This window comes from Nocardia sp. NPDC001965 (assembly GCF_053594175.1).
Map to the genome: position 1 here is coordinate 664 of NZ_JBSFDZ010000028.1, position 26,680 is coordinate 27,343.

Annotated in this window: 24 protein-coding genes; 14 read left to right on the top strand and 10 right to left on the bottom strand. The window is 68.0% G+C overall.

Going from position 1 to position 26,680, the window contains the following annotated elements:
- Both ACWCPQ_RS27630 and ACWCPQ_RS27635 read right to left on the bottom strand, forming a co-directional pair.
- A partial coding sequence (locus tag ACWCPQ_RS27630; protein WP_449904182.1) for a hypothetical protein occupies positions 1-189 on the bottom strand: 189 nt, incomplete at its 3' end.
- A 1,459-nt stretch (positions 190-1,648) separates the two neighbouring features.
- Positions 1,649-2,332: a TetR/AcrR family transcriptional regulator gene (locus ACWCPQ_RS27635; protein WP_449904184.1), complete on the bottom strand. Its 684-nt coding sequence runs from the start codon at positions 2,330-2,332 to the stop codon at positions 1,649-1,651.
- 133 nt (positions 2,333-2,465) lie between these two features.
- Between ACWCPQ_RS27635 and ACWCPQ_RS27640 the strand changes: the two genes are divergently transcribed.
- Positions 2,466-3,962 carry an MFS transporter gene (locus tag ACWCPQ_RS27640; RefSeq protein ID WP_449904185.1) on the top strand — a complete coding sequence of 499 codons (1,497 nt, stop codon included), beginning with the start codon at positions 2,466-2,468 and terminating at the stop codon, positions 3,960-3,962.
- A gap of 139 nt (positions 3,963-4,101) precedes the next feature.
- Here the strand turns inward: ACWCPQ_RS27640 and ACWCPQ_RS27645 are convergent, their stop codons facing one another.
- From ACWCPQ_RS27645 to ACWCPQ_RS27655, 3 genes are all read right to left on the bottom strand, one after another.
- The gene (locus ACWCPQ_RS27645) at positions 4,102-5,748 is read right to left on the bottom strand and encodes a DEAD/DEAH box helicase (RefSeq protein WP_449904188.1); all 1,647 of its coding nucleotides are present in this window, start codon (positions 5,746-5,748) and stop codon (positions 4,102-4,104) included.
- A 268-nt stretch (positions 5,749-6,016) separates the two neighbouring features.
- Entirely contained in the window at positions 6,017-6,589 is a 573-nt protein-coding gene (locus ACWCPQ_RS27650) for a TetR/AcrR family transcriptional regulator (RefSeq protein ID WP_449904191.1), read from the bottom strand.
- Positions 6,589-7,011: a VOC family protein gene (locus ACWCPQ_RS27655; protein WP_449904194.1), complete on the bottom strand. Its 423-nt coding sequence runs from the start codon at positions 7,009-7,011 to the stop codon at positions 6,589-6,591. The genes ACWCPQ_RS27650 and ACWCPQ_RS27655 overlap by 1 nt, the downstream gene beginning before the upstream one ends.
- A gap of 293 nt (positions 7,012-7,304) precedes the next feature.
- Between ACWCPQ_RS27655 and ACWCPQ_RS27660 the strand changes: the two genes are divergently transcribed.
- A complete protein-coding gene (locus ACWCPQ_RS27660) occupies positions 7,305-7,985 on the top strand; it encodes an NPCBM/NEW2 domain-containing protein (RefSeq protein ID WP_449904196.1) in 681 nt (226 codons plus the stop codon).
- 140 nt (positions 7,986-8,125) lie between these two features.
- Here ACWCPQ_RS27660 and ACWCPQ_RS27665 read toward each other — a convergent pair whose 3' ends face one another.
- Positions 8,126-8,695 carry a hypothetical protein gene (locus ACWCPQ_RS27665; protein ID WP_449904199.1) on the bottom strand — a complete coding sequence of 190 codons (570 nt, stop codon included), beginning with the start codon at positions 8,693-8,695 and terminating at the stop codon, positions 8,126-8,128.
- A 476-nt stretch (positions 8,696-9,171) separates the two neighbouring features.
- Between ACWCPQ_RS27665 and ACWCPQ_RS27670 the strand changes: the two genes are divergently transcribed.
- From ACWCPQ_RS27670 to ACWCPQ_RS27680, 3 genes are read left to right on the top strand one after another with little or no spacing between them, the layout of a single operon-like run.
- On the top strand, positions 9,172-10,761 hold the full coding sequence (locus ACWCPQ_RS27670) for an N-acyl-D-amino-acid deacylase family protein (protein ID WP_449904201.1): 1,590 nt from the start codon (positions 9,172-9,174) through the stop codon (positions 10,759-10,761).
- Between the two features lies 1 nt (position 10,762).
- Positions 10,763-11,983 (top strand): YgeY family selenium metabolism-linked hydrolase, encoded by a 1,221-nt coding sequence (locus tag ACWCPQ_RS27675; RefSeq protein ID WP_449904202.1) that lies wholly within the window; start codon positions 10,763-10,765, stop codon positions 11,981-11,983.
- Positions 11,984-12,000: 17 nt separating this feature from the next.
- Positions 12,001-13,449 (top strand): sodium:solute symporter family protein, encoded by a 1,449-nt coding sequence (locus ACWCPQ_RS27680; RefSeq protein ID WP_449904204.1) that lies wholly within the window; start codon positions 12,001-12,003, stop codon positions 13,447-13,449.
- A gap of 74 nt (positions 13,450-13,523) precedes the next feature.
- Here ACWCPQ_RS27680 and ACWCPQ_RS27685 read toward each other — a convergent pair whose 3' ends face one another.
- The gene (locus tag ACWCPQ_RS27685; protein WP_449904206.1) at positions 13,524-14,297 is read right to left on the bottom strand and encodes a GntR family transcriptional regulator; all 774 of its coding nucleotides are present in this window, start codon (positions 14,295-14,297) and stop codon (positions 13,524-13,526) included.
- Positions 14,298-14,474: 177 nt separating this feature from the next.
- Here ACWCPQ_RS27685 and ACWCPQ_RS27690 point away from each other — a divergent pair, with 177 nt between their 5' ends.
- The 4 genes from ACWCPQ_RS27690 (at position 14,475) to ACWCPQ_RS27705 (ending at position 18,750) form a co-directional block, all read left to right on the top strand.
- Positions 14,475-15,575, top strand: a complete 1,101-nt coding sequence (locus ACWCPQ_RS27690; RefSeq protein ID WP_449904209.1) for a diaminopropionate ammonia-lyase — start codon at positions 14,475-14,477, stop codon at positions 15,573-15,575.
- Positions 15,576-16,844 carry a hydantoinase/carbamoylase family amidase gene (locus ACWCPQ_RS27695; RefSeq protein WP_449904211.1) on the top strand — a complete coding sequence of 423 codons (1,269 nt, stop codon included), beginning with the start codon at positions 15,576-15,578 and terminating at the stop codon, positions 16,842-16,844. It abuts the gene before it with no gap.
- A gap of 116 nt (positions 16,845-16,960) precedes the next feature.
- On the top strand, positions 16,961-17,827 hold the full coding sequence (locus tag ACWCPQ_RS27700; protein WP_449904214.1) for a hypothetical protein: 867 nt from the start codon (positions 16,961-16,963) through the stop codon (positions 17,825-17,827).
- A gap of 398 nt (positions 17,828-18,225) precedes the next feature.
- A complete protein-coding gene (locus ACWCPQ_RS27705) occupies positions 18,226-18,750 on the top strand; it encodes an MspA family porin (protein WP_449904216.1) in 525 nt (174 codons plus the stop codon).
- A gap of 111 nt (positions 18,751-18,861) precedes the next feature.
- On the opposite strand, the gene ACWCPQ_RS27710 is transcribed toward ACWCPQ_RS27705, so the two are convergent.
- A complete protein-coding gene (locus tag ACWCPQ_RS27710; RefSeq protein WP_449904218.1) occupies positions 18,862-19,161 on the bottom strand; it encodes a DUF1540 domain-containing protein in 300 nt (99 codons plus the stop codon).
- 329 nt (positions 19,162-19,490) lie between these two features.
- Between ACWCPQ_RS27710 and ACWCPQ_RS27715 the strand changes: the two genes are divergently transcribed.
- On the top strand, positions 19,491-20,717 hold the full coding sequence (locus tag ACWCPQ_RS27715) for a cytochrome P450 (protein ID WP_449904221.1): 1,227 nt from the start codon (positions 19,491-19,493) through the stop codon (positions 20,715-20,717).
- A complete protein-coding gene (locus tag ACWCPQ_RS27720) occupies positions 20,714-21,448 on the top strand; it encodes a TetR/AcrR family transcriptional regulator (protein WP_449904223.1) in 735 nt (244 codons plus the stop codon). Before ACWCPQ_RS27715 ends, ACWCPQ_RS27720 begins: the two co-directional genes overlap by 4 nt.
- A 9-nt stretch (positions 21,449-21,457) precedes the next feature.
- Here ACWCPQ_RS27720 and ACWCPQ_RS27725 read toward each other — a convergent pair whose 3' ends face one another.
- A complete protein-coding gene (locus ACWCPQ_RS27725) occupies positions 21,458-22,078 on the bottom strand; it encodes an antibiotic biosynthesis monooxygenase (protein WP_449904226.1) in 621 nt (206 codons plus the stop codon).
- A 240-nt stretch (positions 22,079-22,318) separates the two neighbouring features.
- On the opposite strand from ACWCPQ_RS27725, the gene ACWCPQ_RS27730 reads away from it, so the two are divergent.
- Entirely contained in the window at positions 22,319-23,122 is an 804-nt protein-coding gene (locus tag ACWCPQ_RS27730; protein WP_449904227.1) for an alpha/beta hydrolase, read from the top strand.
- Between the two features lie 123 nt (positions 23,123-23,245).
- Here ACWCPQ_RS27730 and ACWCPQ_RS27735 read toward each other — a convergent pair whose 3' ends face one another.
- Positions 23,246-24,400, bottom strand: a complete 1,155-nt coding sequence (locus tag ACWCPQ_RS27735) for a TIGR03364 family FAD-dependent oxidoreductase (protein ID WP_449904229.1) — start codon at positions 24,398-24,400, stop codon at positions 23,246-23,248.
- Positions 24,401-24,565: 165 nt separating this feature from the next.
- Here ACWCPQ_RS27735 and ACWCPQ_RS27740 point away from each other — a divergent pair, with 165 nt between their 5' ends.
- Positions 24,566-25,321 carry a GntR family transcriptional regulator gene (locus tag ACWCPQ_RS27740; protein WP_449904231.1) on the top strand — a complete coding sequence of 252 codons (756 nt, stop codon included), beginning with the start codon at positions 24,566-24,568 and terminating at the stop codon, positions 25,319-25,321.
- Between the two features lie 149 nt (positions 25,322-25,470).
- On the top strand, positions 25,471-26,670 hold the full coding sequence (locus tag ACWCPQ_RS27745; RefSeq protein ID WP_449904233.1) for a cytochrome P450 family protein: 1,200 nt from the start codon (positions 25,471-25,473) through the stop codon (positions 26,668-26,670).
- The last annotated feature ends 10 nt before the right edge of the window (positions 26,671-26,680 follow it).

The following is a 26,680-nucleotide window of genomic DNA, read 5'->3' on the forward strand; positions in this document are numbered from 1 at the left end:
GCCGGGTTCGGGTTCGCCGGGTTCGGGTTCGCCGGGTTCGGGTTCGCCGGGTTCGGGTTCGCCGGGTTCGGGTTCGCCGGGTTCGGGTTCGCCGGGTTCGGGTTCGCCGGGCACACCAACGGGTTCGCCGAGCGGCTCGGGTTCACCGGGTTCGGGTTCGCCGGGTTCGGATCGGGGCTCGACAATCAAGAAGGTCGGTATCGGAGTCGCGGCAGGTGCCGGCATCGCCTACGCGGCGAGCAACTACTTCGGTGGTGACGAGCCTTCCGTGGAAACGCCGACCGACGACAAAGGAAAAGGAAACACGCCGGCCGACATTCCCGGTTCGGGTACGCCGAGCCCTGGTACGGGTACGCCGAGCCCTGGTACGGGTACGCCGAGCCCTGGTACGGGTACGCCGAGTCCTTATACGCCTGGTTCGCCCGGCACACCCGGTTCACCTGGTTCGCCGAGTCCTGGTACACCGAGCCCCGGTACGCCGAGCCCCGGTACGCCGAGTCCTGGTACGCCGAGCCCCGGTTCGCCCGGTTCGCCCGGTTCGGGTTCGCCCGGCACGGGTTCACCATCGGGCTTGTTCGGACCTGACGGCTTGGGATCGGGTGAACTGTCGGCAGACGAACTCGGTTCCGGCGAAAGCAAATCGGGTGATTCCGGCTCCGGCTCCAGCCCGAGTCCGAGTCCCGCTCCGAGCCCCAGCCCGAGTCCGAGTCCTGGTGTCACCCCGACCCCCGGTGTCGGTGGCGGCTCCAGCGGAGGCGGTGCCGACATGATGACCCCGCTCATGATGGCGATGATGGCTCAAGGTCTCGCCGGAGACGAGGGCGGTAGCGATGACAAGGGCGACGAGGAATCCGATAAGGACGAGTCCGATGGCCCGCCGGCTTCCGCTCCCGCGCCCAACCCCGGGCCGGGTGTGCCGCCTCCGGGTGAGGGACAGCCGCCCGGTGAGGGTCAGCCTCCTGGTGAGGGTGAACCTCCTGCGGAAGGTCAGCCGCCCGGTGAGGGTCAGCCTCCTGGTGAGGGTGAACCTCCTGCGGAGGGTCAGCCGCCGGGCGAGGGTCAGCCTCCTGGTGAGGGTCAGCCGCCGGGCGAGGGTCAGCCTCCTGCGGAGGGTCAGCCGCCGGGCGAGGGTCAGCCTCCTGGTGAAGGCAAGCCCCCTTCCGAGGGTCAGCCGCCCGGTGAAGGGCAACCGCCTGCCGAGGGGCAGCCGCCTGGCGAAGGCGAATCCACGGAGGGTGGTGAACCCCCCGAGGACGCTCCCGGTACCAGCTCGGGACAAGGATTGTAAGAGGCGGACCTGTGCCGGAAAGGTTTCCGGCACAGGTACTCTGGGCGGCATCGCCCCCGGGGCATTCCCGGTTGCGGTGAACTCCCGGGCATGACCATTACCGCAGGCGACGAACGGGGTACGTTCGTCGCCTGCGGAGGCCGAGGCATCGAGTTGCTTGACCAGCGCCGAGCCCGCCGGCTGCCGGCGCATCGTGGGCGGACATCGTTTCTCGGCGATCTCTCGCGTCGTGCCGGGTGGCTGCCGATCCGCCCGTGTGACCGCTATAGCGGACGGCCGCGGTGGCCGGCTCATGGGTCGTGCCGGGGCGGTGGCCGGGCCGGCGCGCCCGGGTAGTCGTCGGGCGCTACGGTGGCCCGGTCAGCGGCGACGGCCGGCGCAGGGGGCGGCCTTGGCGGTTTTCGCCTGATCGACCTCGTCGTCGGTGAGGGCGCGGACCGGGAGTTCCTGGCGCGCGACATTATCGGCGCGAATACCGTTGAGGGTGATGGCCATATAGCGGCGCCAGATCTCGGGGTTGATCGGTTTGGCGAATTCGGCCAGGCCGTCGACCATGTGGATCATCGCGAACAGGTCCGACGGTTCGATATCGGGTTGGAGGACCCCGGCCTCGCGGGCGCGGTCGACGATCGCGGCGACGGCGGGTTTGATCCGGTCGCGCAGGCCGTGGAAACGCTCGGTGTCGAGGTCGAGTTCGAGGATGACCTCGCTGAAGCCGCGGTTGACGGCGAGATGCCGGCAGGCGTATTCGACGAACTGGACCAGGCCGTGCCAGGGGTCGGGGTCGCGCAGGCTCTTCTCGGCGGTATCGGCGAAGGCGCCGAGGCTGTGTTCGAAGACCTCGGCGATGAGTTCCTTCTTGTTGGCGAAACGACGGTAGACCGTGCCCACGCCGACGCCCGCGCGCTCGGCGACGTCGTCGAGGGTGATCTCGAGCCCGCGGTCGGCGAAGAGTTCGCGGGCCGCCTCGACGATGCGTTGCTGATTGCGTGCGGCGTCGGCGCGCAGACGCCGGGGTGCGCGCAGGGTCGTGGCGTGTTTCACATCGGCATTCTACCAACGGTGGGATTAAGTGGAGGGCGATCCTCCGTTATTGTGTTAGTCTTCATGTAAGCGGAGATGATATCTCCGCTTCTCTCTTTCTTCCTCCCAATCCAACCTTCCTTCGAGGGGCGAGATGACTACCACGATCGATCGCGGTCCATCCGCGCAGGAAATACCGTCGGGCAGGCGCGGTTCGCACGCGCTGCGGTGGTGGGTTCTCGCCGTGCTCGGCGTCGCCCAGCTCATGGTCGTACTCGACGCGACTGTGGTGAATATCGCGTTGCCGGAGGCCCAGCGTGATCTGGGCTTCGACGATGCCAGCCGGCAGTGGGTGATCACGGGCTACGCGCTGGCCTTCGGCAGTCTGCTGCTGCTCGGCGGGCGCCTCAGCGACCTGTTCGGCAGGCGTAACACCTTCATCGTCGGCCTGATCGGCTTCTCGGTGGCCTCTGCCATCGGTGGTGCGGCCGCCAACTTCGAGATGCTGGTCGCGGCCCGTATCGGGCAGGGCGTTTTCGGTGCGGTGCTCGCGCCGGCCGCACTGTCGCTGCTCACCGTCACCTTCACCGAACCGTCCGAACGGGCGAAGGCTTTCGGTATCTTCGGCGCCGTCGCCGGAACCGGCGGCGCGATCGGCCTGCTGCTCGGCGGCGCGCTCACCGAATGGGCTTCGTGGCGCTGGGTGATGTTCGTGAACCTGGCCTTCGCGGCCGTGGCACTCGTCGGTGCGGTACTGCTGCTGGCCAAACATGTCGCCACGACGCGACCCAAACTCGATCTCCCGGGAACGGTGGTGGTCACTGCTGCCCTGTTCGGCATCGTCTACGGGTTCTCACACGCTGAGAGCGACGGCTGGACGAACCCGGTCACGCTGGCGTTCCTCGTCGGTGGCGCGGTACTGCTCGGTCTGTTCGTCTGGCTCGAAACCCGCGTGGCACATCCACTGCTGCCGCTGCGCATCGTGCTCGACCGCACCCGAGGCGGGGCCTACCTCGCGGTGTTCGTCATGGGTATCGGCATGTTCGCGATCTTCCTGTTCCTGACCTACTACATGCAGCTGACGCTGGGCTATTCGCCGATCATGACCGGTGTGGCGTTCCTGCCGATGGTCGCGGCGATGGTCGCCTCCTCCACCACCACCCCGTCACTGCTGCTGCCGAAGTTCGGGCCGAAGGTGATCGTCAGTGGCGGGTTCGCGATCGCCGCGCTCGGGATGGCCTGGCTGACCCGGATCGGGCTCGACACCGGATATGCCTCACATATCCTGCCCGGGCTGATCCTCCTCGGCCTCGGCCTCGGTGGAGCGATGTCGACGGCGTTCCAGAGTGCCACCGCCGGTGTGAAGCACGACGACGCCGGAGTCGCGTCCGCGATGATCAACACCAGTCAGCAGGTGGGTGGTTCGATCGGCACCGCGATGTTGAGCACCATCGCGGCATCGGCGGCGAGCGATTATCTGGGTGGGCGGACGCCGAACCAGATCACGGTCGCACAGTCGGCCATCGAGAGCTACACCACCAGCTTCACCTGGGCCGCGGGCATTTTCGTCCTCGGCGCCGTCGTGCTGGCGTTCCTGCTGCCGAGCACCGTCCCGGCTCCGGCCGAAGGGGAACCGGTACTCGCGCACTGAGTTCCACTACGGCAACCGCCCGCCCCCGCAGTTACGCGGGGGCGGGCGGTTGTCTTATCGGCGGCTGATCCGAGTCCGGCGGCCGTTCGGACGGAGTCGGAACGGGTCTGCCGGTCGGGGCGCTACGAGCAGGTCGAACTCATCCGGCGGGCCGGGTAGCCCGGCGGGGCCGGCGCTGACCACGCGCCGAATCGAACTGACCGGCAGCGGACTTCCCACCCCCGGTGCGAGTCGGATCCGCGCCGCGTTTCGCGCCGGACACCGGTTGGCTGCGCTGGGCGGAGGTGGGGCGGGCCTCGTGGCCCGGGGCGGTGGACCGGCTGCCCGACCGTCCGGCCGCGTTCCCGCGCCGACCGCTCGACCCCCGGGCCCCGGCGTGTTCGGCCGCGCCCGACCGTTCGCTCTGCCTCGATCGTTTTCCGGCGCCCTCCGGGCGGCTCCGCTCACCTGTCGCCGTGCGCGCACCCGACCTCGCGGAATCGGCGTGGCCACCGGCCCGGGTGCCCGGACCGCCCCGGCGACCGCGCTGTCCGCGCCGGCTGCCGGTCGAGGCCCGGGGTGTCTCCTCGGTGTCGGTCTTGCGCGGCGCGGCGGCCGCGGCTTCGGCGGCGGCCGCGAAATCCGCGAGACCGGCGAGTACCGGCGAATCGGGGGTCACCGGACGCGCGCTCACATCGATACCGGCTTTCCGCAGCAGCGCCGCGACATCCTTGCGCTGTTCGGGCAGCACCAGGGTGACCACGGTGCCGGCGGTACCCGCGCGGGCGGTGCGGCCGGACCGGTGCAGATACGCCTTGTGCTCGGCGGGCGGGTCGACGTGGACCACCAACTCGAGATCGTCGACATGGATACCGCGGGCCGCGATATCGGTCGCGACCATCACGCGGGCGGTGCCCGCGGCGAAGGCGGCGAGGTTGCGGTCGCGGGCGGGCTGGGAGAGATTACCGTGCAGGTCGACGGCCGCGATACCGGCGCGGGACAGTTCACCTGCGAGCCGGCGGGCATGGTGCTTGGTGCGCATGAACAGGATGCGGCGACCGCTGCCGGCGGCCAGGGCCCGGACGAGTTCCTTCTTCGCCGCGGCGCCGTCGACCTCGAAGACGTGATGTTCCATCTTCGGCGGCGGCGCGGCAGCTTCGTCGACCGAATGCGAAACAGGGGCGCGCATGAACCGGTCGACCAGCTTCCCGACACCGTTGTCCAGCGTCGCCGAGAAGAGCAGCCGCTGCCCGTCGCGCGGGGTCGCGTTCAGGATCCGGGTCACGCCGGGCAGGAATCCGAGATCGGCCATATGGTCGGCTTCGTCGAGGACAGTGATGCGTACCGCGTCGAGCGATACCGCACGCTGCTTCATCAGGTCTTCGAGCCGGCCGGGGCAGGCGACGACGATATCGACACCCTGTTTGAGGGCTCGGATCTGCCGGTTCACCGGAACACCACCGAAGACGGTGGTGACCCGGAGGCCGCGGATCTCGGCGAGCGGGGTCAGCGTGGCGGCGATCTGGGTCGCGAGTTCGCGGGTGGGCGCGAGGACCAATCCGGTGGGTAGCCCCGGCGCGCGCTTCGCGTCGGCCAGCCGGGCGACCACCGGAATCCCGAAGGCCAGGGTTTTCCCGCTACCGGTCTTACCGCGGCCGAGGACGTCGCGGCCCGCGAGGGTATCGGGAAGAGACGCGCTCTGGATGGGGAAGGGCTGGGTGATACCGCCGTCGGCGAGGGAGCGGACGATATCGGCGGGCACACCGAGATCGGCGAAGGACTGCACAGCAGCAGTGTTGGCAGGCATGAAGATATGGGCGCCTTTCGGCATCGGAGGTGATACCGCGACGTCCGTTCGGACCGTCTGTCCGCGCCTACTCGAGGTGGCGGCGTCGCGGGTCCCGACGCGAAAGGCTGTAATCCGCGACGGAGGAGTACGTGTGTGCGCATCTGGCGCGGGTACTACCGAGAGACTACCGTACCGCCCGTTCCTTTCCGTCGCGGTGACCTGCGGCACGTTGTGACCCATCTCCGTCCGGTCTCCGGCGCGGTTGCCCGCCGCCGTCCGAATGTGTTCAGGGCCCGGGCCGTAGTGCGCGCAGGATCGTATCCACCGACCGGTCGGCGAGGTCGTCGGACAGGGGGAGATGTCCGAAGAGCGCCCGGAAGTAGATCGGCGCGGCCACTGCGTCCAGGACGAACTCGATATCGGCGGCCGCGTCCAGCTCACCGCGAGCGATCGCCGACCGCAGGGCGCGCGCCGTACTGTCCCGGCGTGGGCCGAATACGGTGGACCACAGTTGTTCACGCAGCTCCGGGTCGGCGGCGAGATCGGCGACCAGGGCGGGGAGTACCCGGCCCAGCGAGGTGTCGTGCAGTGCGGCGGTGAGTTCTCGCATCGAGCGCACCAGGTCGGCGCGCAGATCGCCGGTATCGGGTGTGGGTTCGAGCCCGAGCAGATCGGCGACCACCGCGACCACCAGATGTCGTTTGGACGGCCAGCGCCGGTAGATCGCCGGGCGATGGATACCGGCGGTGGCGGCGACCTGTCCGATGGTCAGCCCCGCGTATCCCTCGGTGTCGAGCAGGCTCCGCGCGGCACTCAGTACCGCGCTGTCGATGCGCTCGTCTCTGGTGCGGCCCGCCATCAGAACACCGGCCGCGGTACGAGTACGACCTGCCAGCCGTCGGGATCGGGGAAGGCCAGGGCCCCGTGCGCGGCCCAGTACGGATTCTCGGTGGGGACCGGTTCGGCGCCGAATTCGCCCAGGCGTTCCACGGTCTCGAACATCCGTTCCGCGGACTCGAAATACAGCACGAGCAGGTTCTCCTTGCTCGGCGCGGCACCGGGGCTGCCGTCGATATGGCTGGTGAATTCGAGGTGGTAGCCGGTGCCCGGCAGGCCGAGCATCACCCCGGCGTAGCCGGCGTGGTTGTCGAACCGGTACAGCTCGCGCAGACCCAAGCCCTCGACGTAGAACCGGATCACGTCGTCGAGCCGGTCGGTGGGGCGGGCGAACCTGACCTGGGCCACGCCCAGGTTCGCGGGCCAGTCGGTTTCGGTGATCATACGTTAACGGTACAGTACGTACCGTATCGAAACCTGGTTCCTCGCTCGGCGCGGATGTGAAAGGTGGTTACCGGTGGCCCGGCCGGTCGCGTCTCCGGTCCGGACCTATGAAAAGTGAAAGCCCGCCGACCTTTTCGATATCCCGCCGCCGAGCACGGAGAATTCGAATCCCGCACGGGTGGGCCGGGCAATCGATCGAAGCGCTCCAATTCCATCGCCCCGCCCGGCGTGGTATATCTCTGCTGCGGCGTCCGGCCGGGCCCCGTCGAGTTCCGTCGAAGAAGAGTGTGCGCGTGTCCAACCCAACCGAACCCACTCGCGGGCCGATCCCGCGCCCCAATTCACTGGCGACCGGTGCCGGGCCCGGCACGAGTGCCCACGGCGCCGAGCGCGGGGTATTGCTCGTATCGGGAGCGGGTGTCGCGCTGGCCGTCGTCGGTCTGGTGGTCTCGCTGCTGATCGGTTCGGGCTCAACGGAAGCGGAATCCGATACAGCACAGGAGATTACGGCGACCGAGACCCCGGCCCTCCCCGCCGCTCCGGCCCCGTCGCCCGCCGCTCCGCTGCCCAAGCAGTACCTGGCGGACCTGTCACCCACCAGTGGCACGGCGTATACCGGGACCATGTCGGTCAACGGCACGTCGTACCCGCATTCGATCTATCAGCAGTTCAGCGGTTGCGATACCGAGGTGAGTCACACCTACAACCTGAATCGCGAATGGTCGCGGTTCACTTCGACAATCGGTATCGCCGAGGGGGGTAATTCCCAATCGGTACTCCAGTTCGAACTGATCGCCGACGGAAAATCGATCTATTCCTCCGGCAACGTTCCGGTGGGGCAATCACCGGCGGTGGATGTGTCGGTGGCGGGAGCGCAGAACCTGACGATCAGTTTCTTGTTCGTGGGCGGGAATTTGGAGAGTTGCAGCCAGGCGGGCAACGGCGTGTGGGGAGAAGCCGGGCTCACCAAATAGTGCCCCGGTCCGTCCGGCCGGACGACCGTACGCTCAGGTCGCGAGAAAGGCACGGACGGCCTCGTCGCCGGGGAGTGGATTGCCGCCCACGGTGACATCGAGCGATGGGTAGTGCTCACGCACCGCCGCGGCGATCCGGTTCAGCCGGTCGCCGACCAGCGCGGGTCGCGCAGGGCCGCGGGCGGCAGCCCGTCGAAACCCGGGAAACCGTCGGCGACCAGAGTGACCTCGGGGTCGGCGATGATGTTGTCGTAGGTCTGGAATCGGACGCTCACGATATCGGAGGTGGCCACTCGGCCCGGCGTGGTGAAGACTCGGTCGCTCACGCCTTCGACGTAGTCGCGCGCCGAATGTCCGTCGGGGGCCATTCGATCCACCCGGAGGCGCCCGGCGTCGATACCGAGGACCATCCCGGCGGGGTGGAAACGCTTCGTGCCGTCGCGGACATCGGTCCAGCTGGTGATCGTGTCGTAGCCGTCGGCGATATCGTCACCGTCGGTCGGATAGACGACGTCTCCCGCCGTGGAGTGCGACGCGGAGCGGATGTAGCCGGCCTCGGCGGCGTCGCGGGCGAAAGCCGCGGGAAAGATCTGGTCGCACTGCCGAAGCCGGGCGCCGTTGTAGAACCTCTCCGGTAGGGAATCGGAGAGCCGGCCCGGACCGTCCGAAGGTGGTGCGCCCGAGCGGGATTCTCCCGGGGGCAGGTGCAAGCCCCGGTCGGCCCCGGGTATCGCACCGGCGGCCGTTTTCGCCTCCAGGCCGGCCGATTCGACGTCGCGCGCCGTTATCGGCCTGCCTCGGTCAGGTGTTCGACCAGGTCGGTGGCGCTCCTGCGCAGTAGGCGCAGCAATTCTTCGGATCGGATCAGCATCGTCGCACCGGTGTGCGGTGGGCGTCCGGCGCATCTCGGCGCGGGGCCGCGTGGCGGTCGGGAGAGCCGTGGGCCGGCCTGGGTGGCGTGCTCGTCCCCGGGATCACGTCGCCACGGTAGCCGGGGCCGGCCCGGGATCTCCGCCTGCCGCACACCACCGGTGGTGACCCCGGTATGCCCCTGACCGTGCGTGTCGACCGGATTTCGGGGCTGATCGCACGTAACCATCATGTTTCTTCCCCGTCTGTGACTCTTCCCTGTTCCACCACCCTGTGTTAGAACTCATGTCAGTTGTCATACAAATTTGGAGGCACCGTGGAGGCAGCCCTGCTGATCACCGACGTCGACGTCGTCGACGAGACCGGTGTCCGAACCGCCGATGTCGCCGTGGAAGGCGGCCGCATCGCCGCGGTCGGACCACGGCTACCCGTCGAATCCGCAGGTGAACGCATCGACGGGACCGGCCGGTTGCTGCTGCCCGGGTTCGTGGATCTGCACGCGCATTCCGCGCTGCGCCCCTTCGACGACCCGCTGCTGACCCCGAAGATCGCCCAGGGTTTCACGACCGAACTGATCTGCCCGGACGGTCTCGGGCCCGCGCCGGTGACCGTTACGACGCTGGACAGCCGGCGGCAGTACCTCATGGGCCTCGAACCGAGCGTGGCCGCGCCCTGGAACTGGCTGGGCACGGAACAGTATCTGCGCGCGCTGGCGCAAGCCCGTCCGGCCGCCAATATGGTCGCCTGTGTTCCGCACAGCGCGGTTCGCGAAACGGTGATGGGTAATGCCGATCGGCGCCCGGACCGGCGCGAGATGGCGGCAATGCGCAATCTCGTGGAGGAGTCGCTGGCCGCCGGCTGCCGGGCGGTGTCGTTCGGCCTGATCTACGCACCGGGCCTCTACGCGGACACCGCCGAGCTGATCGGTATCGCCGAGACCGCGGCGAAATTCGACGTCCCGCTGGTCCCGCATGTGCGCAACGAGGCGGCGGGGGTGCTCGATTCGATCGCGGAATTCGTCCGGGTCGCCGAGCTCACCGGGGCGCCGCTGCATATCTCGCACGTCAAACTCGTCGGAGTACCGGAACTGCTCGCGGACCTGATCGATCTGCTCAGCTCGGCCCGGGACCGGATCCGGCTCACCTTCGACCAGTATCCGTACGGCGCCGGCAGCACCCTGCTCAGTGCGCTACTACCGCCCTACGCCTTCGACGGAGGTCCGGCCGCCACCCTCGAGCGGTTGCGCCATCCCGCCGAACGGGAACGGATGGGCCGCGATATGCACCAGGGCATCCCGAACTGGGAGAACCTCTTCGGCGCCTGCGGGCCCGACAACATCGTGATCACCCAGGCCGCCGCCCCGCGAAGCGGCGATATGAGCAAGACGGTCGCGCGGATCGCCGAGGAGACCGGCACGGATCCGGCGTTCGCGGTGCTGGATCTGCTGTCCGATACCGATCTCGACGCCGCCATGATCGATCACTACTCGGCCGAGACCGTAGTTCAGGAGATCTTCGTCCGGTCCGGTGCGATGGTCGGCTCCGACGGGGTCTTCAATCCGCATCCACATCCGCGGCTCTACGGTACGGCCCCCAGAGTGCTGGGCCGATTCGCGCTGCGGGAGCGGCTGATCACGCTGCCGGACGCCGTGCACCGGCTCTCGACGGGCCCGGCCCGGCTGCTGGGGCTCGACGACCGCGGCGCGATCGCCGCGGGGCTGCGCGCGGATCTGGTGCTGATCGACCCGCGGCGTTACGTGGACACGGCGACCTACGCCGATCCGCATCGCACCCCCGACGGCGTGGACCTCGTGACAGTCGGTGGGACAGCGGTATGGCGAACGGGCGCGCACACCGGGGCGCGGCCGGGAACCGTCACCGGAGCCATCGATGCGGGTGGGGTCTGAGATGAGCGCGACCGCCACGAGCCGATTCCGCGGCGGCGATACCGACCGTGACGCCCTCCGGGAATTCCTGTTGCGCCTGATCGCGGCGCGTAGCCAGGCCACGGCCGAGGAACCGGCAGTGCGGGTGCTGAGCGCCGAGCTGGCAGCCCTCGGGTTCTCGGTCACTGTCGACGACTGGGGGAATGTGATCGGCACCAGGCGCTTCGGCCCCGGTCCTGTCATCCTGGTCGACTGTCACCTGGACACGGTGGCGGTCACCGACCCGGCCCGGTGGTCGCACGATCCGTGGGGCGAGGTGGCGGGCGCAGTGGTCTACGGCCGCGGCACGATCGATATGAAGGGCCCGCTTGCGGCCGCGGTGTACGGGGCCGCGGCGCTCACCGGGGTGCAGCGGGGGACCGTCGTGATCAGCGGGACCGTCTGCGAGGAACTGGTCGAGGGCCCGGCGCTGACCCGGGTGCTCGACCGGGTACGTCCCGATGTGGTGATCATCGGCGAACCGTCCGCGAACCGGTTGATGCTGGGGCAGCGCGGGCGGGCGGAAGTGGTGGTCGAAGTGTCGGGCCGGTCGTGCCATTCGGCCTATCCCGACGCCGGGGTGAACGCGGCCGAGGTGATGGCCGATGTGCTGGTCGCGTTGCGCGGTCTGGAATTCCCGCACCACCCGGACCTGGGCCCCGCCATGATGGCCCTGACCAACCTGAAATCCGCGCCGTATCCGAATGTCTCGGTAGTGCCGGATCGCTGTGTCGCGACCTACGACCGCCGGACCGTACTCGGCGAAACCGCCGCCGATGTGCTGGGCCCGCTCCGCGAGCACGCCGGCCGGGTGGCGGCCGCCGCCGGGGCGCGGGTGCGTATCGAACTCGCCCGCACCGGTTTCACCACCTGGACCGGGACCGAGGTGAGTGCCGAATCCTTCGCGCCGGCCTGGTGGTTTCCCGCCGACCGCTGGCCGGCCGCCCCGGTGCTCCGTGCGTTCGCCGCGGCCGGCCTCGACGACCGGCCTGCGTACTACCGGTTCTGCACGAACGGGTCGGCCAGTGCCGGCCGGCTCGCAATTCCCACGATCGGGTTCGGGCCGGGGGATCCCGGCCGGGCCCACACCACCGACGAATCCATCGACCTCGACGACCTGTACCTCGGCGCACACGGCTTCGCCGTGCTGCTCCGGGCATTGCTCGCCGCGGAATCCGAAAAGTCTGCGTCCGAGCAGATCTGAACACCTGAGGATCGACAATGAACGCGACCGTCATCACCATCATGGTGGTCTATATGGCCGTTATGGTCGGGATCGGCCTGTACTCCCGGACCCGGATCAAGGACGGAACCGACTACCACCTCGCCGGCCGCCGTCTCGGCGTACTCATGATGGCCGGAACGCTGGCGGCCACCGAGATCGGTGGCGGCAGCTCGGTCGGCGTGGCCAGTAAGGCCTACGGCGACTGGGGGCTCTCGGCGGGCTGGTACGTCGTGGCCGCCGGTATCGGCATCCTGCTGGTGTCCTTCGTGGCGCCCGCGATGCGCCGCACCATGGCTGTGACAGTGCCCGAGGTCATCGGCCGGCGTTACGGAGCGGCCGCGCAGACGATGTCGGCGGTGCTGGGCAGCGTCGCGCTGGTCGCGCTCACCGCGGTACAGATCACTGCCACGGCGACCATCGTGTCGACACTGGGCGGAGTGAGCCTGCCGTGGGCGATCGTGTTCACCGGGGTGGCGGTCATCTTCTACACCTGGATCGGCGGGATGTGGAGTGTCACCCTCACCGATTTCGTGCAGTTCTTCCTGATCGTCGGTGGTTTCGCGGTGGCGGTACCGTTCGCGCTGCACAATGCCGGTGGCTGGAGCACTGTCGTGGACAACCTCCCGGACGGGCAGCTCGGTTTCACCAAGATCGGCTGGCCCACCATCATCGGGCTCGTGGTGCTCTACTTCATGACCTTCTCCACCGGTCAGGAGGCGGTACAGCGCTACTACTCGGCCCGGACGCCGCGGGTCGCGGTGCTCGGTTCGCTGCTGTGCGGTGTGCTGATGTCGCTGTACGCGTTCATCCCGGCGGTACTCGGGTTGATCGCGCTCGCCGTGTATCCCGATATCGATGCCAACAACGCGCTGGCCACCGTCTCCGTCGGATTGCTGCCCGGATTGATCGCGGGTCTGCTGCTGAGCGCGGTGGTATCGGCGACCCTGTCCAGCGCGAGCGGGAACATGCTCGGATCCTCGACCATCTTCATCAAGGATCTACTGCCCAAACTGGGTCGGGAGGTCGACGCGGACAACGAGATCAGGTACAGCCGGATCGCCGTGGTGGTCGTCGGGATACTGGCCACACTGATCTCGCTGTGGAGCCAGGCCATCATACCGCTGCTGGTCTTCGCTTTCACCATGCGATCGGCCGGACCCTTCTCGGCCTTCCTGTTCGCGCTGGTGCTGAAGAAGACGAGCCGGGTGGCCGGCGTGGTCTCGATCGTCGTGGGCACGGTGTCCGGATTCGTCTGGGAACTCGGCGACGAACCTTTCCAGATCGCCTCCATCATCTTCGGCAGCCTGTGCGGACTTGCCTCGTTCCTGGCGATCCATCTGATCGACGGTCGCCGCGGACGGCTGGTGGGGGATGCCTACGGGCCGCAGGCCGAGAAGGAGCGGTCCGGGGAGAACAGCACGACGCCGGCGACCGGTTCGATCTGACGGAGCGGTTCCGCCCCGCCGCGATACTCGTGGGCGGGGCGGAACTCGTGGGCGGGGCCCAGCGCCGCGGTCGCTCAGCTCTCGCGGCGCCGGCGCAGCTGGAACCGGAACACCTCCGGCGAGAGCCACGCCTCACTGCGATCGACGATCGCCCCGAGCGAGTCCCGGGTCAGTTCGCTGAGTTGCAGCAGCGGACTGCCCGCCGGGCAGCCCAGTTCGCCGAGGACTTCTCCGGTGGCGACGACGGGAGTCAATGTGCAGTCGGAGTATTCGGCCAGTCCATCGGCGAGCAGCAGATCGAGGACCGAACCGTCGAACCGGCGGCGCAGGACCTCGGCCGGCAGGATCGAATGCGGAACGTAGTCGACGATCAGCGCGACTTTGCGGTCGCCGATCGTCTTCGTCCGCGACACCCTGGTGACCGGACCGGGTTCGAATACCGCGGCGAGCGGGTCGTCCTCGCGCTCGATGACGGTGAATTCGAGGTCGGCGGTGCGGATCTGCTGACCGGACTGCGCGGCGAAGGTGTCGAACGAGGAGAGTCGGTCGATACCGGAGCTGATCGATTCCGGCCGCGGCAGCACGATCGATCCGGAGCCGCGGACGATCCGGATGTAGCCCTGGTCTTTCAGGCTCTGCAGGGCGGCCCGGATGGTCACCCGGGAGGCACCGAACAGCCGGGAGAGCTCGCTCTCCGACGGTAGCCGCGCACCGGCTTCCAGCCGCCCGGACAGGACGAACTCGTTGAGGATCGCGTCGCGGATCTCGGCGTGCAATTGGCGCCGGGCGCGGATGCGCGAGATGTCGTCGCCGATGCCCTCGGAGCCGGCGGGGGCTTTGGTGGCCATCGCGGAAACCCTTTCGCTCGCCTGGGTCGAGAAATGTGCCGGACGCGTCCGCAGCCTAGCAGGACGATCTGACTTAAGTCACTTGACAGTTGTCATACAAATTTCTACGCTGAACCCGTTATTCGCCGGCCCGGGAGGAACGCAATGTCAGAACCTCGACTGGTACGGAACCCTTTGGTGTCCAAGGCTTCCGTACGCTCACTCGTCGGCGGGAGCCGGTCCTTCCACGAATCCATGCCCGGTTACCGGCGCACGCCGGTCGTGGCGCTACCGGCGGCCGCCACCCGGCTGGGTATCGGATCGGTCCACGCCAAGGACGAAGCGGGCCGGATGGGAATGCCGTCTTTCAAGATCCTCGGCGCGTCCTGGGCCACCTACCGGAGTCTGCTCGCGTATCTCGGCCTGCCCGCCGACAGCGCGATCTCGCTCGGCGAGTTGAAAACCGAACTCGCCGGTCACGGCCGGCCGCGCCTGATCTCGGCCACCGACGGTAATCACGGTCGCGCGGTGGCCCGGATGGCCGCGCTACTCGGCCTCGCCGCCCATATCCTGGTGCCCGAGGATATGGTGCGGGCGCGCATCGACGCGATCGCCGGCGAAGGTGCCGAGGTGGAGATCGTCGCCGGCGGTTACGACGACGCGATCCGCCGCAGCGCCGAACTGGCCGGCGCCGACGCGCTCGTCATCTCCGATACCTCCTGGGCGGGGTACACCGAACCGCCGTCCTGGGTCATCGACGGGTACTCCACGATGATCACCGAGATACTCGACGAGATCGCCGCCGGGACGGTTCCGCGGCCCACCGTGGTCGCCGCCCAGATCGGAGTAGGTGCCTTCGCCGCGGCGGTGGCCCGTGGATTCAGCGGTGAACCGGGGATCCGGCTGATCGGCGTCGAACCGACCGACGCCGACTGTGTGACCGCCAGTGTGGAAGCGGGCGGCGTCACCACCATCCCCGGCCCGCAGCGCTCGATCATGGCCGGGCTCAACTGCGGCACACCGTCGGTGATCGCCTGGCCGGATGTCTCGGCCGGGTACGACACCTTCGTCACGATCGCCGATTCCGCCGCCGAGGACGCGATGCGGCTGATGTACGCCGACGGTCTCGTATCGGGGGAGAGCGGTGCGGCCGGTCTCGCCGGGATCCTCGCCCACGCCCCGGCGCTGGGGCTGGGCCCCGATGACCGGGTCCTCGTGATATCCACCGAAGGGGCCACCGATATCGCGAATTTCGACCGCATCACCGGCGCTCGGCTCGCCGCTGGATCGGAGGTCTAGATGAACAACTCGGACCGGCCGATCCGGATCGACTCCGACCGGCTGTGGCGATCGCTGACCGAACTGGGCGCGGTCGGCGCGTATTCCGATGAGAGCACCGGCCTGATGGGTGTGCGCCGATTGGCGCTCACCGACGCCGATATGGCCGGGCGGGAGCTCGTTCTCGGCTGGATGCGTGCGGCCGGGCTGTCCGTGCGAACCGACCGGATCGGCAATGTGTACGCCCGGCGGGCCGGACTGGACGACACCCTCGCCCCGGTCCTGATGGGGTCGCATATCGATACCGTCGCCACGGCGGGCCGCTTCGACGGCTGCCTGGGCGTGCTGGGTGGTCTCGAAGTGATCCGCACGCTGAACGATCACCGGGTGTCCACCGAGCGGCCGGTCGAGGTGGCGATATTCACCGAGGAGGAAGGCGTCCGGTTCGGCACCGATATGCTCGGTAGCGCCGTGGCGGCGGGGCGGATCGAACTGGACCGGGCCCGGGAACGTACCGATCGTGACGGTGTCACGGTCGGCGCCGAGCTCGACCGGCACGGACTGTCCGGCGAGGTGCCGGTGCCGATCGCGCCGCCGTTCGCCTATCTCGAATGCCATATCGAGCAGGGGCCGGTGCTGGACGCCGCCCGAACGCGGATCGGTGTCGTGCACGGCGTGCAAGCGATCACCTGGCTGGAACTGCTGATCAGCGGCCGCGCCGCGCATGCCGGTGCCACTCCGCAACAGTTGCGCCGCAATGCGGGCCTGGCCGCGGCGTTGATCACGGTACGGCTGGACGAGATGGTGGAATCCGGCGACTACGGCCGGATGCTGGCCACCGTGGGCCGTCAGGAGGTCTATCCGAACCTGATCAATATCGTGCCGGAGAAAGCGCTGATCACGATCGACCTGCGCAACCACGACGGAGCTGCCATGCGCCGGGCCGAGGACGACCTCGCAGTCTGTATCGCGGAGGTGGCGGAGCGCACCGGTGTCACCGTCACCGCGCGCACCACGGCGCGGACGCCGCCGGTGGAGTTCCCGAAGTCCATGCGTGATCTGATCGAGAAACAGGCCGTTGATCTCGGAATGAGCTGTACCGGAATAACTTCCGGGGCGGGTCACGACGCCGGTGAGATCGCCGCGCTCTGCCCGGCCGGAATGATCTTCGTCCCGGGACGCTACGACGGCATCAGTCACAATCCCCGGGAGTACTCCTCGCCCGAAGCCTGCGCCGACGGAATCAATGTGCTCCTGCGCGCGGTGACCGAATTGGCGGGCGCCCGGTAACAAATCGCCCGTTCGGTGATTTCGGCTTCCGCTGCGCAGCGAACCCTCTTACGATCCGATCGTCCCCATCGCGCCGGGCTGTTCCAGTGCCCTCGTATCGGAGCCGGAGGACCGAGATGCTGCGCCGGGTTCTCGACGAACTGCACCGACGCGTGCGCGGTGTAGTTGCCGAGGCCGGCCGGGCCGCCGAACACCCGCCGCGGACGGTGGGCGGCGAAGTCGGCAAGGCGGCCGACTTCGCGGAGGGTAAGGACCGGACGGCGGCACGCGGGTTCGGCGGCCGCCCAGCGGAAGACGTAGACGGGCTGCCGCGCGGCGAATCGTCGCCGTCCGGCTCGGTGGATCGTCATCCCGGGCTGGTCGTAGCGGATGAGCTGCATCGGATCCATCTCTCCGGAGCGCAGGCCACGTGGACGAATTTCCTGCCACGATTCCTGCACCAGCGAAAATTCGAGCAATGGATCACCGCGGAGACCGAGGGCCCACTACCCGGGCTCGATCCGGAGTCCGGGTTCAACTGCCGGGAGATGGTCATGTGGGCCGCGGCCCACGCGGGCGTGCTGACCCACGCCCAGCTCCGGTCGCAGTATGCGCCGCTGCTGGGTAGGAGGGCCCGGCGGAATCGGCTGCAGGGCTTTCTGCCGAGTGATTTTCCGCGGCATGCTCGAGACTCCACGTTTCCGCACGGAACGCGGGATCTCGATATGAGCGATCGCGACGGCCCGCGGCCCGGTCGTGGGGATGTGATCATGTGGGACGGCTGGGGGGAGTTCAACGGCCACACCGCAGTAGCGACGGGGCGGCTCATCGGGCCGCAACGGGATCCTGAGGTGTACAGCTTCTGGCCTCCGCCCGCAGCGCCCGCTGTCCTGGGGACGGTGACCGACGCCGTCCAGATCACGACAGTGAGCCGGTTGACGCCCTTCGTGGACGGCCCGAACTCGGTCGCTCGGCCGATCTTGTTCGGCCGGGGACCCTGGTAACGGTGGGCGGCACCGGCCGAATGCTCCGGCTGCCGGGTGAACTCGTCGGACTCCGTCGCGGACCGTAATGGTTCCGAGTGCCCGGAAAATACTATCTCGGTGAACCTGGGAGGCGAATTCTCCAGGGCCGTAACAGAATGGCAGGTGTACTTTTTCGGTGGGGACTTCTGTGGGTGTTCGACGAAGTCGTCCGACTCGCCGGGCCGGGTCGCGATTATCGGCTCGGCGGATTTCCGGGCTCGGTCGTAGCCTGTGGTGCAGGAGGTGAATCCGCAGGTCTAACCGGAATCGACACGCCGCCAGGCAAGTCCGAGTGACCGTTTCCCTCTGTTACTGTTCCGCGCATGAAATCTCCCGCGAAAAGGCTTCTGTCGTGTGCGATGGGCGCAGGTTCGGTTTTGATTTCTCTTGTATCGACAGCGCCCGGCGTCCATGCGGAAGTGGTCTATATGGCGCCACACGAGAAGATTTTCGCTGCGGAGGGTGGACCGGCTTTCGTGGTGGGACATTCCGGTGAGACCGTGAACAAGGTTCCGCCGTTGAACGCGTCGGGGACGGTACGCGAGGTCTTCGTCTCCGGGACCGCCTACAGCAGTGTCGGCGAGGGCGGGGGCGGTGAACTCCACGTGGGTTATCACGTCGGATGCGCCGTCGAACTCACCGGGGCTTCCGGGGGCGCGGGCGTGACCTACGACTCTCCGGGGTATTCCATCGGGATCGCACCGGGAGAGGTCGCCGACGTCCCGCTGGTGGACAAGGACATCGTGCCGGGGGTGCCCGGCCGGGTGGTGTACCACGATGTCCATCTCGTCATCAACGGATGTATCGGACCGGCCGTGATCCGGCAGTACACCGAGATCCAGATGAAATCGGACGCGGTGGACGAGCGAGGTGTCGTCTACGGGGATCCGTTGTGGATATGACCGTGCCTTTCCGTCGGTGACGCAACCGGTGTGCAGGGACGAATCGGTCACCGCCGGGTGCGGTGGCCGATTCGTCCAGGCTCGGTCCGGGCCGGGTGACCGGCCGATCGGTCAGCGCGGGGTGTAAGTCGTGCAGCGGGCCGAATGGTGGGCACTGCCCGGGCCGACCCGGATCTCACCTGCTGTGCATTCGAGGTCGGTGTTGTGTACGCAGTCCGCGCGCTGGCAGGCTCCCACCATGCTGGTGACGGTGTCCAGGCCGCCCCGGACCGCCAGCGGGATGAAGGTGGCGCAGTCGGCGCTGCCGTTCTGGCCGGAGACGTTGATGGCGTAGGCGTGGCAACCGTCGTGGTTGTACGAACAGCTGTTCACTGTGCATTCGCTGACGTGCGGCATTTCCATGGTCGTCATGTGCTTCGTCCTCCGGAGGGGTCGGGAGTTGTGCTCATGCGGATACCGGGCTGGTCAGGATCTGGGACGAACAACTCATTGTGCGGCTCCCGCCGGTGTTCGCGCAGTGCAATGAGGGCCCCCGGGAAAAAGTAGCGAAAAATTAGCCGAAAGGTCGCGATCGGGCCGCGGCCGGATTTTGTGAACGCTATTTACTAAAACCCATTCACAAATGGGATGTGGTGTGGTTCACTCCTGGGGACAGGGTTCCGCCAGGAAGCACGGTGCTGCGATACCGCCGTCGCTCCGGCCCCCGCGAACCGCATGTTTCAACTTCGTAAGGAGGCAGAGTGGCCGCGCCGTCCCTCTCCCACGATTTCGATTTCACCGATCCCGACCTGCTGGCAGCCCGGCTGCCCATCGAGGAATGGGCCGAACTGCGCCGGACCGCCCCCGTGTGGTGGGTCGATCAGCCGAACGGGGTGAGCGGTTTCGACGACGGCGGCTACTGGGTGGTCAGCAAGCTGGACCACATCAAGGAGATCTCGAAGAACTCCGAGGTCTACTCCACCCACGCCAATACCGCGGTGATCCGCTTCAACGGCGAGATCACCCGGGACGAGATCGATATCCAGCGGGCCATGCTGGTCAACACCGACCCGCCGGAGCACGACAAACTGCGCCGAATCATCTCCCGCGGTTTCACGCCCCGCGCGATCCAGAGCCTGCGCGACGCCCTGCGCGAGCGCGCCGAGCGGATCGTGCACGACGCCAAGAAGACCGGTGGCGGCGATTTCGTCGAACAGGTGGCCTGCGAACTTCCGCTGCAGGCGATCGCCGAACTGCTCGGTGTGCCGCAGGAGGATCGCGGCAAACTCTTCGAATGGTCGAACCAGATGATGGGATACGACGACCCCCAATACGCCGACAGCTACAAGATGGCCAATGCGCAGGTGATGGGTTACGCCTGGAACCTGGCCGAAGAGCGCCGCGGTTGTCCGGCCGACGACATCATCAGCCAGCTGCTCAGCGCCGATATCGACGGTGAGGCGCTGAGTTCGGAAGAGTTCGCCTGGTTCGTCATCCTGCTCGCGGTCGCCGGTAACGAGACCACCCGCAACGCCACCACCCACGGGATGAAGGCCTTCGTCGACAACCCGGACCAGTGGGAGCTCTACCGGGCCGAACGCCCGCGCACCGCCCCCGACGAGATCGTCCGCTGGGCGACCCCGGTCATCGCCTTCCAGCGAACCACGCTGCAGGACACCGAAATCGGCGGACAGAAGATCGCGAAGGGACAGCGGGTAGGCCTCTTCTACGCCTCCGCCAACTTCGACGAAGACCATTTCACCGACCCGTTCGAGTTCGACTGCACCCGCAACCCGAACCCACACGTCGGCTTCGGTGGCACCGGCACCCATTACTGCGTCGGCGCGAATCTGGCCCGCCTGCAACTGGACCTGATCTTCAACGCCATCGCCGATGTGATGCCGAACCTGCGTCAGGTCGCCGAACCGGTTCGGCTACGGTCGGGTTGGCTCAACGGAATCAAGAACTGGCAGGTCGCCTACGAATGACACCTCCCGCGCGGCGGGGCCGGATGCCCGCGGTCAGTGACGCGGACATCCGGCGCGTGGCCGCGGAACTCCTGGTGGAACAGGGTGCCGAAGCGCTGACCCTGCGCGCCATCGCGCGCGCACTCGGTATCACCGCTCCGGCGCTCTACCGCTACTACCCGTCCCGCGAAGAGCTGCTGGCCGCACTGCGCCGCGATATCTGCCGACGGCTGGCCGACGACCTCGCCGCCCAGGTGGCCGAACTCCCCGACGACGGGGTGGTCCGGCTCTTCGCCATCTGCCGTGCCTTCCGGCGCTGGGGGCTCGACCATCGCAACGAGTTCACGCTGGTGTTCGCGTCACCGGCGGCCGGCGGTCCCGATACGGTGCGCCGGTTCGACGAATCGTTCGGGCTGGTGTTCCTGGAGGCCGCCGGCAAACTGCTGGCGGCCTACGATCTGGCCACCCCGCCGACCGAATCGATCCCGGAGGCGTTGCGCACCGATCTGCTGGCGTTCCAGGGCGAGCTGCTGGCGCTGCTGGCCGGGTCGGACCAGAAATTCCCGGCCGAGAAGTTCGATCTCGGCGTGGCGTACCTGATGATGACGGTCTGGGTACGGCTCTACGGCCATGTGACGCTGGAGGTCTTCGGTAATTACCCGATGCCGGTGAGCGATCCGGATGTGCTGTTCGACGCGGTGCTCACCGACCTCGCCGCCGGGATGGGCCTCACCGCCGGAGACGTGGGATAGCGGGTCCGGTCAGGCCAGCTCCGGGACCCGCAGGTGGGCGAGGGCCAGTTCGAATTCCCGCACGTCGAGCGCTTCGACACCGGTCCGCCGGGCCGCGTCGACCCGCAGGGACGCCGATTGCTCGCGGCCGGCGCGCATCGCCGCGGCGCTGTCGTAGGTGGTGCACGAAACGGCTCGGCCGGATTTCCGGTTGATCATCAGGCTCGCACTGCAGAATCCCGCCAGGTCCTCCATGGCCGGCAGGGTGGCGGCCTTGTAGATCTCGACGGCCGAATCCAGGCGGGACGGATCGGTCTTGACCCAGGTCGCGCGTACGCACGCACCCGCGTCCGCGTGATGGGCCCGGTGCAGGCCCGCGATCTCCCATTCCTCGATCTGCGCACCACCGCCGAAGGCCGCCAGCGCGCGGTCGCGAATCGGGCCGACCCGGTCGGTACTGTCGCGCATCGCGTCCTCGGACTCCCAGGCGCTGGTGGCGATGCAGTGCCCGTTGTCCCGGTCGACCAGCAGGGACAATCCGATACATCCGGGGATTTCCCGCAAGGCGGGCAGCACGGTATCTCGCATATGCGCAATCCCGGCATCGATAGCTGAGGGTTGCGCCTGAATCGTGGTAGATCGCGCGAACACGATCCACCCCCTCTCTGCTCGAGGCAACGCCCCGGCGGCGCCACCGGTGCTCTTCACCCTGCTCTCCCGAGGTCGTGGTGGCAAGGGGACCCGTCGTCGGCGCCGGGTGGATCGTGCCCTTTCGTCCGGGGCCCGCCCCGCTACACTGTTCCTCCGTATCACCTGTGCGGCGCTGCGCGTCGTTCGCGCCGGACTGCTCGAATTCGTGAGGAAACCGAACGAGACCGGACAGGGAGATCAATGACCGCCATTCGTACTCTGCGTTCCGCTCTGCTGGCCGTACTCATCGCGGTCGTCGCGCTCGCGGCCGTCGCGATGCCCGCCTGGGCCGGCCCCCGGCCGACCGTGGTTCTGGTGCACGGTGCGTTCGCCGATCCGACCAGCTGGAACGGGGTCGCCGCGCAGCTGCGAGGACAGGGATATCAGGTACTGACCCCGGAGAACCCGTTGCGCGGCCCGGCCGACGATGCCGCCGCGATCCAGCGCACGCTCGATACCGTCGAGGGCCCGATCGTACTGGTGGGGCACTCCTACGGTGGGTTCGTGATCACCAATGTGCACGACCCGGATGTCGTGTCGATGGTCTACGTCGCGGCCTTCGCACCGACCCAGGGGGAATTCGCGCAGCTGCTCCTGGATCCGGTCCGATTCCCCGGTAGTCAGCTGCTGCCCCCGGCGTTGCAGGTGAAGGTCGTCGACGATCCACAGGGCATCACGGGACGCAATCTCGACGGTTATGTGGCGCCCGAGTATTTCCACGATGTCTTCGCGCAGGACACCGACGATGCCACCGCCGCCGATATGCTCGCCCACCAGAAGTCGATCGCGCTGGCCGCCAACCTGGAACCTTCCGGCGCGCCGTCCTGGACGGGTAAGCCGAGCTGGTACCTGGTCTCCCAGCAGGACCGGGTCATTCCGCCGGCCGCGCAGCGGTTCATGGCCGAGCGGATGGGCGCGCAGACCACCGAGCTCGATTCTTCGCACGCCTCGCTGGTGTCCCACCCCGACGAGGTCACCGCCACGATCGTCACCGCCGCAGGCTGATCACGCGGCTCGCGGTGCGACCGGTATCCGGCCTGGATGTCGGTCGCACCGGTGTGCGACCTCTGCACGGCGACCTTCGGGCAGGATCGCCATCGTGGCGGGTCCGGGTCACCCGGATATCGCTCACACCAGCTGTTCCAGCACCGTCGGCGCCAACCCCAGCGCGGTGGTCATACCGATGCCGGAGGTCACCGAGACGACCCGGACACCGGGGACAGGTGTGGCCACCAGGAAATCGGTCTTCGGGGAATCTGCGTACACGCCGCGCCACCGTCTCCGCACGGGCAGGGTGTCGACGGCGAAGAGCCGGGCGCCTTCGCGCAGCACCAGATCGGTGATCGCCTCGTCGTCGAAGGGCAGATGGGTGCGGGCGTAGTGGTGGGTGTCGCCGAGTACCACCGCACCGTCCGGCCGCTGGGTGAGCATGAGGTTCATGACGGCATCGAGGGTTTCGGGTGCCCGGCCGGTGATCTCGCGCCGGACCTCCGCGGCCGCGGAGGTGGCGGCCAGCCCGCCGTAGCGCAGCATGGAGTACCCGGTGAGGACGGCCGGTTCGATGCGGATATCGCCGGGCGGTGCGATCTCGAGCATCTGGAGCCGGCAGCGGCGCACCCCGTAGTCCTCGGCGATCTCCGGGAAGAGCCGGTCGATATCGTGACCGGCGGCGTGCACGATCGAGGGCGCGGCCAGCTCCCCGCGCGCGGTGTGCACGATGCCTTCGGATACCGCGCCCACATGGGTGTGCCACAGGAATCGCACATCGCGCGAGGCCAGCCAGCGGGCCAGCGCCGGAACCGCCGCCCGGGGGTCGACCCGTAGATCGAGCGGTAGGTGCGCGCCGCCGGCGATCTCGCTACCGGGGTCCGCGGCCGGTGGGAACAGCCGGGCCACCTCGGCACGGCCGAGCAGGCGCACCTGATCGGCACCGCGGTCGGCCGCGAACTCCTCGAGTACGCCGAGTTCGGCGGCGGTGCGGGCCACCACCAGCGTCCCGGTGCGCGCGACCTCGAATCCGGCCAGGTCCGCGAGGCGCAGCCATTTCTCCCGGGCGACGAGCGCGTAGTCCAGCGCCTCGCCGGTCTGCGCGGTGGCGCAGATATGGCCGAAGTTACGGATGGAGGCGCCGACGGCGCGTTCGTCGCGTTCGACCACCGCGACGCGCATCCCACGTTCCACGGCGTCGATCGCATGCGCGAGACCGACGATTCCGGCGCCGACGACGGCGAGATCGACCGGATGCTCCGGTAGGGCGGGCGTGGGGCCGGGGGTGTGAGCCATGGCGGTGATGCTCGCAAGGTTCGCTGCGCTGTTTCAAGAGGTCGGCTGAACTTGTACATATAAGTTCACCGACTGTTTCTCCAGTTCGACGGCGAAACTCCGGCGATATCGCACCGGGCAGATTCGACTTGTACGATCAATGCCACCGCCTGTCGGGAGGACGATGTGACAGCCCTGCACGCCCGGGTCTCCGGCACGCTCCGGGACCGGATCCGCCGGGGCGAACTCGCCGCCGGTACCTCGCTGCCCTCGGAATCGGAGCTGTGCGACGAATTCGGGGCTTCACGCGGAACCGTGCGCACCGCCCTGGCGACGCTGCGGCACGAAGGTCTCATCGAGGGCGGGCAGGGCCGCCGCCCCGTGGTGTGTGAGACCGCCGCCGGACAACCGTTCGAAGCGCTGCTCTCCTTCACTGCCTGGGCCGAACGGATCGGCCGCACCCCCGGTCAGCGCACCGTGGAGATCGCCCGCCGGGGCGCCACTGCCGATGCCGCGGCAGCCCTGCGCATCGATCCCGGCGCTCCGGTGATCGAGGTGCTGCGGCTGCGGTTGCTCGACGGCGAACCGGTGATGGTGGAACGCGCTGCCTTCGTCGAGACGGTGGGCCGGTTGCTGTTCGACTTCGATCCGGATGCCGCGTCGATCTACGCCCACCTCGCGGACCGGGGCGTGGATCTGTATTCGGCCCGGCACACCATCGACGCGGTCGGCGCCGACGAGACCGATGCGATGCTGCTGGGAATCGCCGCGGGCACACCGCTGCTACGGGAGCGGCGGCACACTTCGTCGGCCGCCGGGGTGCCACTCGAATACGGCGAGGACCGTTATCGGCCGGACCGCGTGACCTTCACCATCGACAACGCCCGCCCGGCAGCCTCCGGCGCGGTGCACGATCCGAAGATCGGCAAACTCGCCGGGTGATCCGGCGCCGGCTCCCGCGCACAGAGCGACGGAATTATGTTCCGGTGTCCCGGAATATCGGGGTGAGGCAGGATCCGGCGTCCCGATTGTGCGGTCACATGTGGCAGCCGACACTCGATCCTTGATTGCGCCGAATTCAGGGAGAGAGCATGTCCGAGAACGTCATTCAGTTTCCGACCCCCGGAGAGCCGATGTACGACACGGTCGAGCGGCTGATCCGCGCGGGTGAAGTCGTACCCATCGAACTGATCGGTGGCGTCGGTGCCTACATCGCGACCAGCCATCGCGCCGCCAACCAGGTGCTCGACGACAAGGTCTTCGCCAAACATCCGTCGAACTGTCCCGCGCTGCACGACGGCCGGATTCCCGCCGACTGGCCGCTGCGCGCCCTGACCGACGCCGAACATATGCTGAATCAGGACGGTGCCCAGCACCGGCGGTTGCGCCAGACGATCAACAAGGCCTTCACGCCGAGCCGGATCGCGGCGCTGGAACCGCAGATCCAGCAGATCGCCGACGAACTCATCGCCGATTTCCCCGATTCCGAGGTGATCGACCTGGTCGCGAACTACACCGTGCCCATGCCGGTCCGGGTGATCTGCAATCTGTTCGGGGTGCCGCTGGATATGCAGTCGCAGCTCAAGGACTGGACCTTGACGATCGTCTCGGCGCACAGCACCGGCGAACAGACCCAGGCGGCCATGGCGGCGATGAGCGGCTACTTCGTCGAACTGATCGCCAGTAAGCGGGCCGAACCTGGGGACGACCTGACCTCGGCGCTGTTGCAGGCCAACGCGGAGAACGAGCTCACCGAGGAGGAACTGATCGGGGTGCTGTGGCTGGTCATCGTGGCCGGGCACGAGACCACGGTTCATCTTCTGGGCAACGCGGTGATCGCATTGCGCGATCATCCCGGACAGCTCGCGAAGGCACAGACCGAGAATCGCTGGGCCGATGTGGTCGAAGAAGCATTGCGCTATCGCTCTTCGGTGGTCGGGGCGCTCATGCGCTACCCGGTCGAAGATGTGACAGTCGCCGGTGTCGATATCCCGGCGGGCACGCCGACGCTGTGGTGGGGCGGCGTCGACCGGGATCCGTCGCTCGTCCCGAACGCCGAGGTGTTCGATATCGACCACGAACACCGCGACCAGCTCGTGTTCGGCCGCGGACCGCATTTCTGCTTGGGCGCACCGCTGGCCCGGCTGGAGAGCAAGATCGCGTTGCAAACGCTGTTCACCCGGTTCCCGAAGCTGATCCTGGCTGTGCCCAGCACCGAGATCGAGTACGCGGTCCAGACCAGCACCGCCGGTCCGGTGGAGGTTCCGGTGCGGCTGAATTCCGCTTCCTAGGACGGGTTCG

What these genes read in the sequence shown, in the direction of transcription:
- ACWCPQ_RS27685 (WP_449904206.1), bottom strand. Translation starts at nt 14,297, where the DNA reads ATGGCCACCAAAGCCCCCGCCGGCTCCGAGGGCATCGGCGACGACATC.
- ACWCPQ_RS27680 (WP_449904204.1), top strand. Translation starts at nt 12,001, where the DNA reads ATGAACGCGACCGTCATCACCATCATGGTGGTCTATATGGCCGTTATG.
- ACWCPQ_RS27650 (WP_449904191.1), bottom strand. Translation starts at nt 6,589, where the DNA reads ATGGCGGGCCGCACCAGAGACGAGCGCATCGACAGCGCGGTACTGAGT.
- ACWCPQ_RS27710 (WP_449904218.1), bottom strand. Translation starts at nt 19,161, where the DNA reads ATGACGACCATGGAAATGCCGCACGTCAGCGAATGCACAGTGAACAGC.
- ACWCPQ_RS27695 (WP_449904211.1), top strand. Translation starts at nt 15,576, where the DNA reads ATGAACAACTCGGACCGGCCGATCCGGATCGACTCCGACCGGCTGTGG.
- ACWCPQ_RS27730 (WP_449904227.1), top strand. Translation starts at nt 22,319, where the DNA reads ATGACCGCCATTCGTACTCTGCGTTCCGCTCTGCTGGCCGTACTCATC.
- ACWCPQ_RS27655 (WP_449904194.1), bottom strand. Translation starts at nt 7,011, where the DNA reads ATGATCACCGAAACCGACTGGCCCGCGAACCTGGGCGTGGCCCAGGTC.
- ACWCPQ_RS27640 (WP_449904185.1), top strand. Translation starts at nt 2,466, where the DNA reads ATGACTACCACGATCGATCGCGGTCCATCCGCGCAGGAAATACCGTCG.
- ACWCPQ_RS27700 (WP_449904214.1), top strand. Translation starts at nt 16,961, where the DNA reads ATGCTGCGCCGGGTTCTCGACGAACTGCACCGACGCGTGCGCGGTGTA.
- ACWCPQ_RS27745 (WP_449904233.1), top strand. Translation starts at nt 25,471, where the DNA reads ATGTCCGAGAACGTCATTCAGTTTCCGACCCCCGGAGAGCCGATGTAC.
- ACWCPQ_RS27720 (WP_449904223.1), top strand. Translation starts at nt 20,714, where the DNA reads ATGACACCTCCCGCGCGGCGGGGCCGGATGCCCGCGGTCAGTGACGCG.
- ACWCPQ_RS27675 (WP_449904202.1), top strand. Translation starts at nt 10,763, where the DNA reads ATGAGCGCGACCGCCACGAGCCGATTCCGCGGCGGCGATACCGACCGT.
- ACWCPQ_RS27735 (WP_449904229.1), bottom strand. Translation starts at nt 24,400, where the DNA reads ATGGCTCACACCCCCGGCCCCACGCCCGCCCTACCGGAGCATCCGGTC.
- ACWCPQ_RS27645 (WP_449904188.1), bottom strand. Translation starts at nt 5,748, where the DNA reads ATGCCTGCCAACACTGCTGCTGTGCAGTCCTTCGCCGATCTCGGTGTG.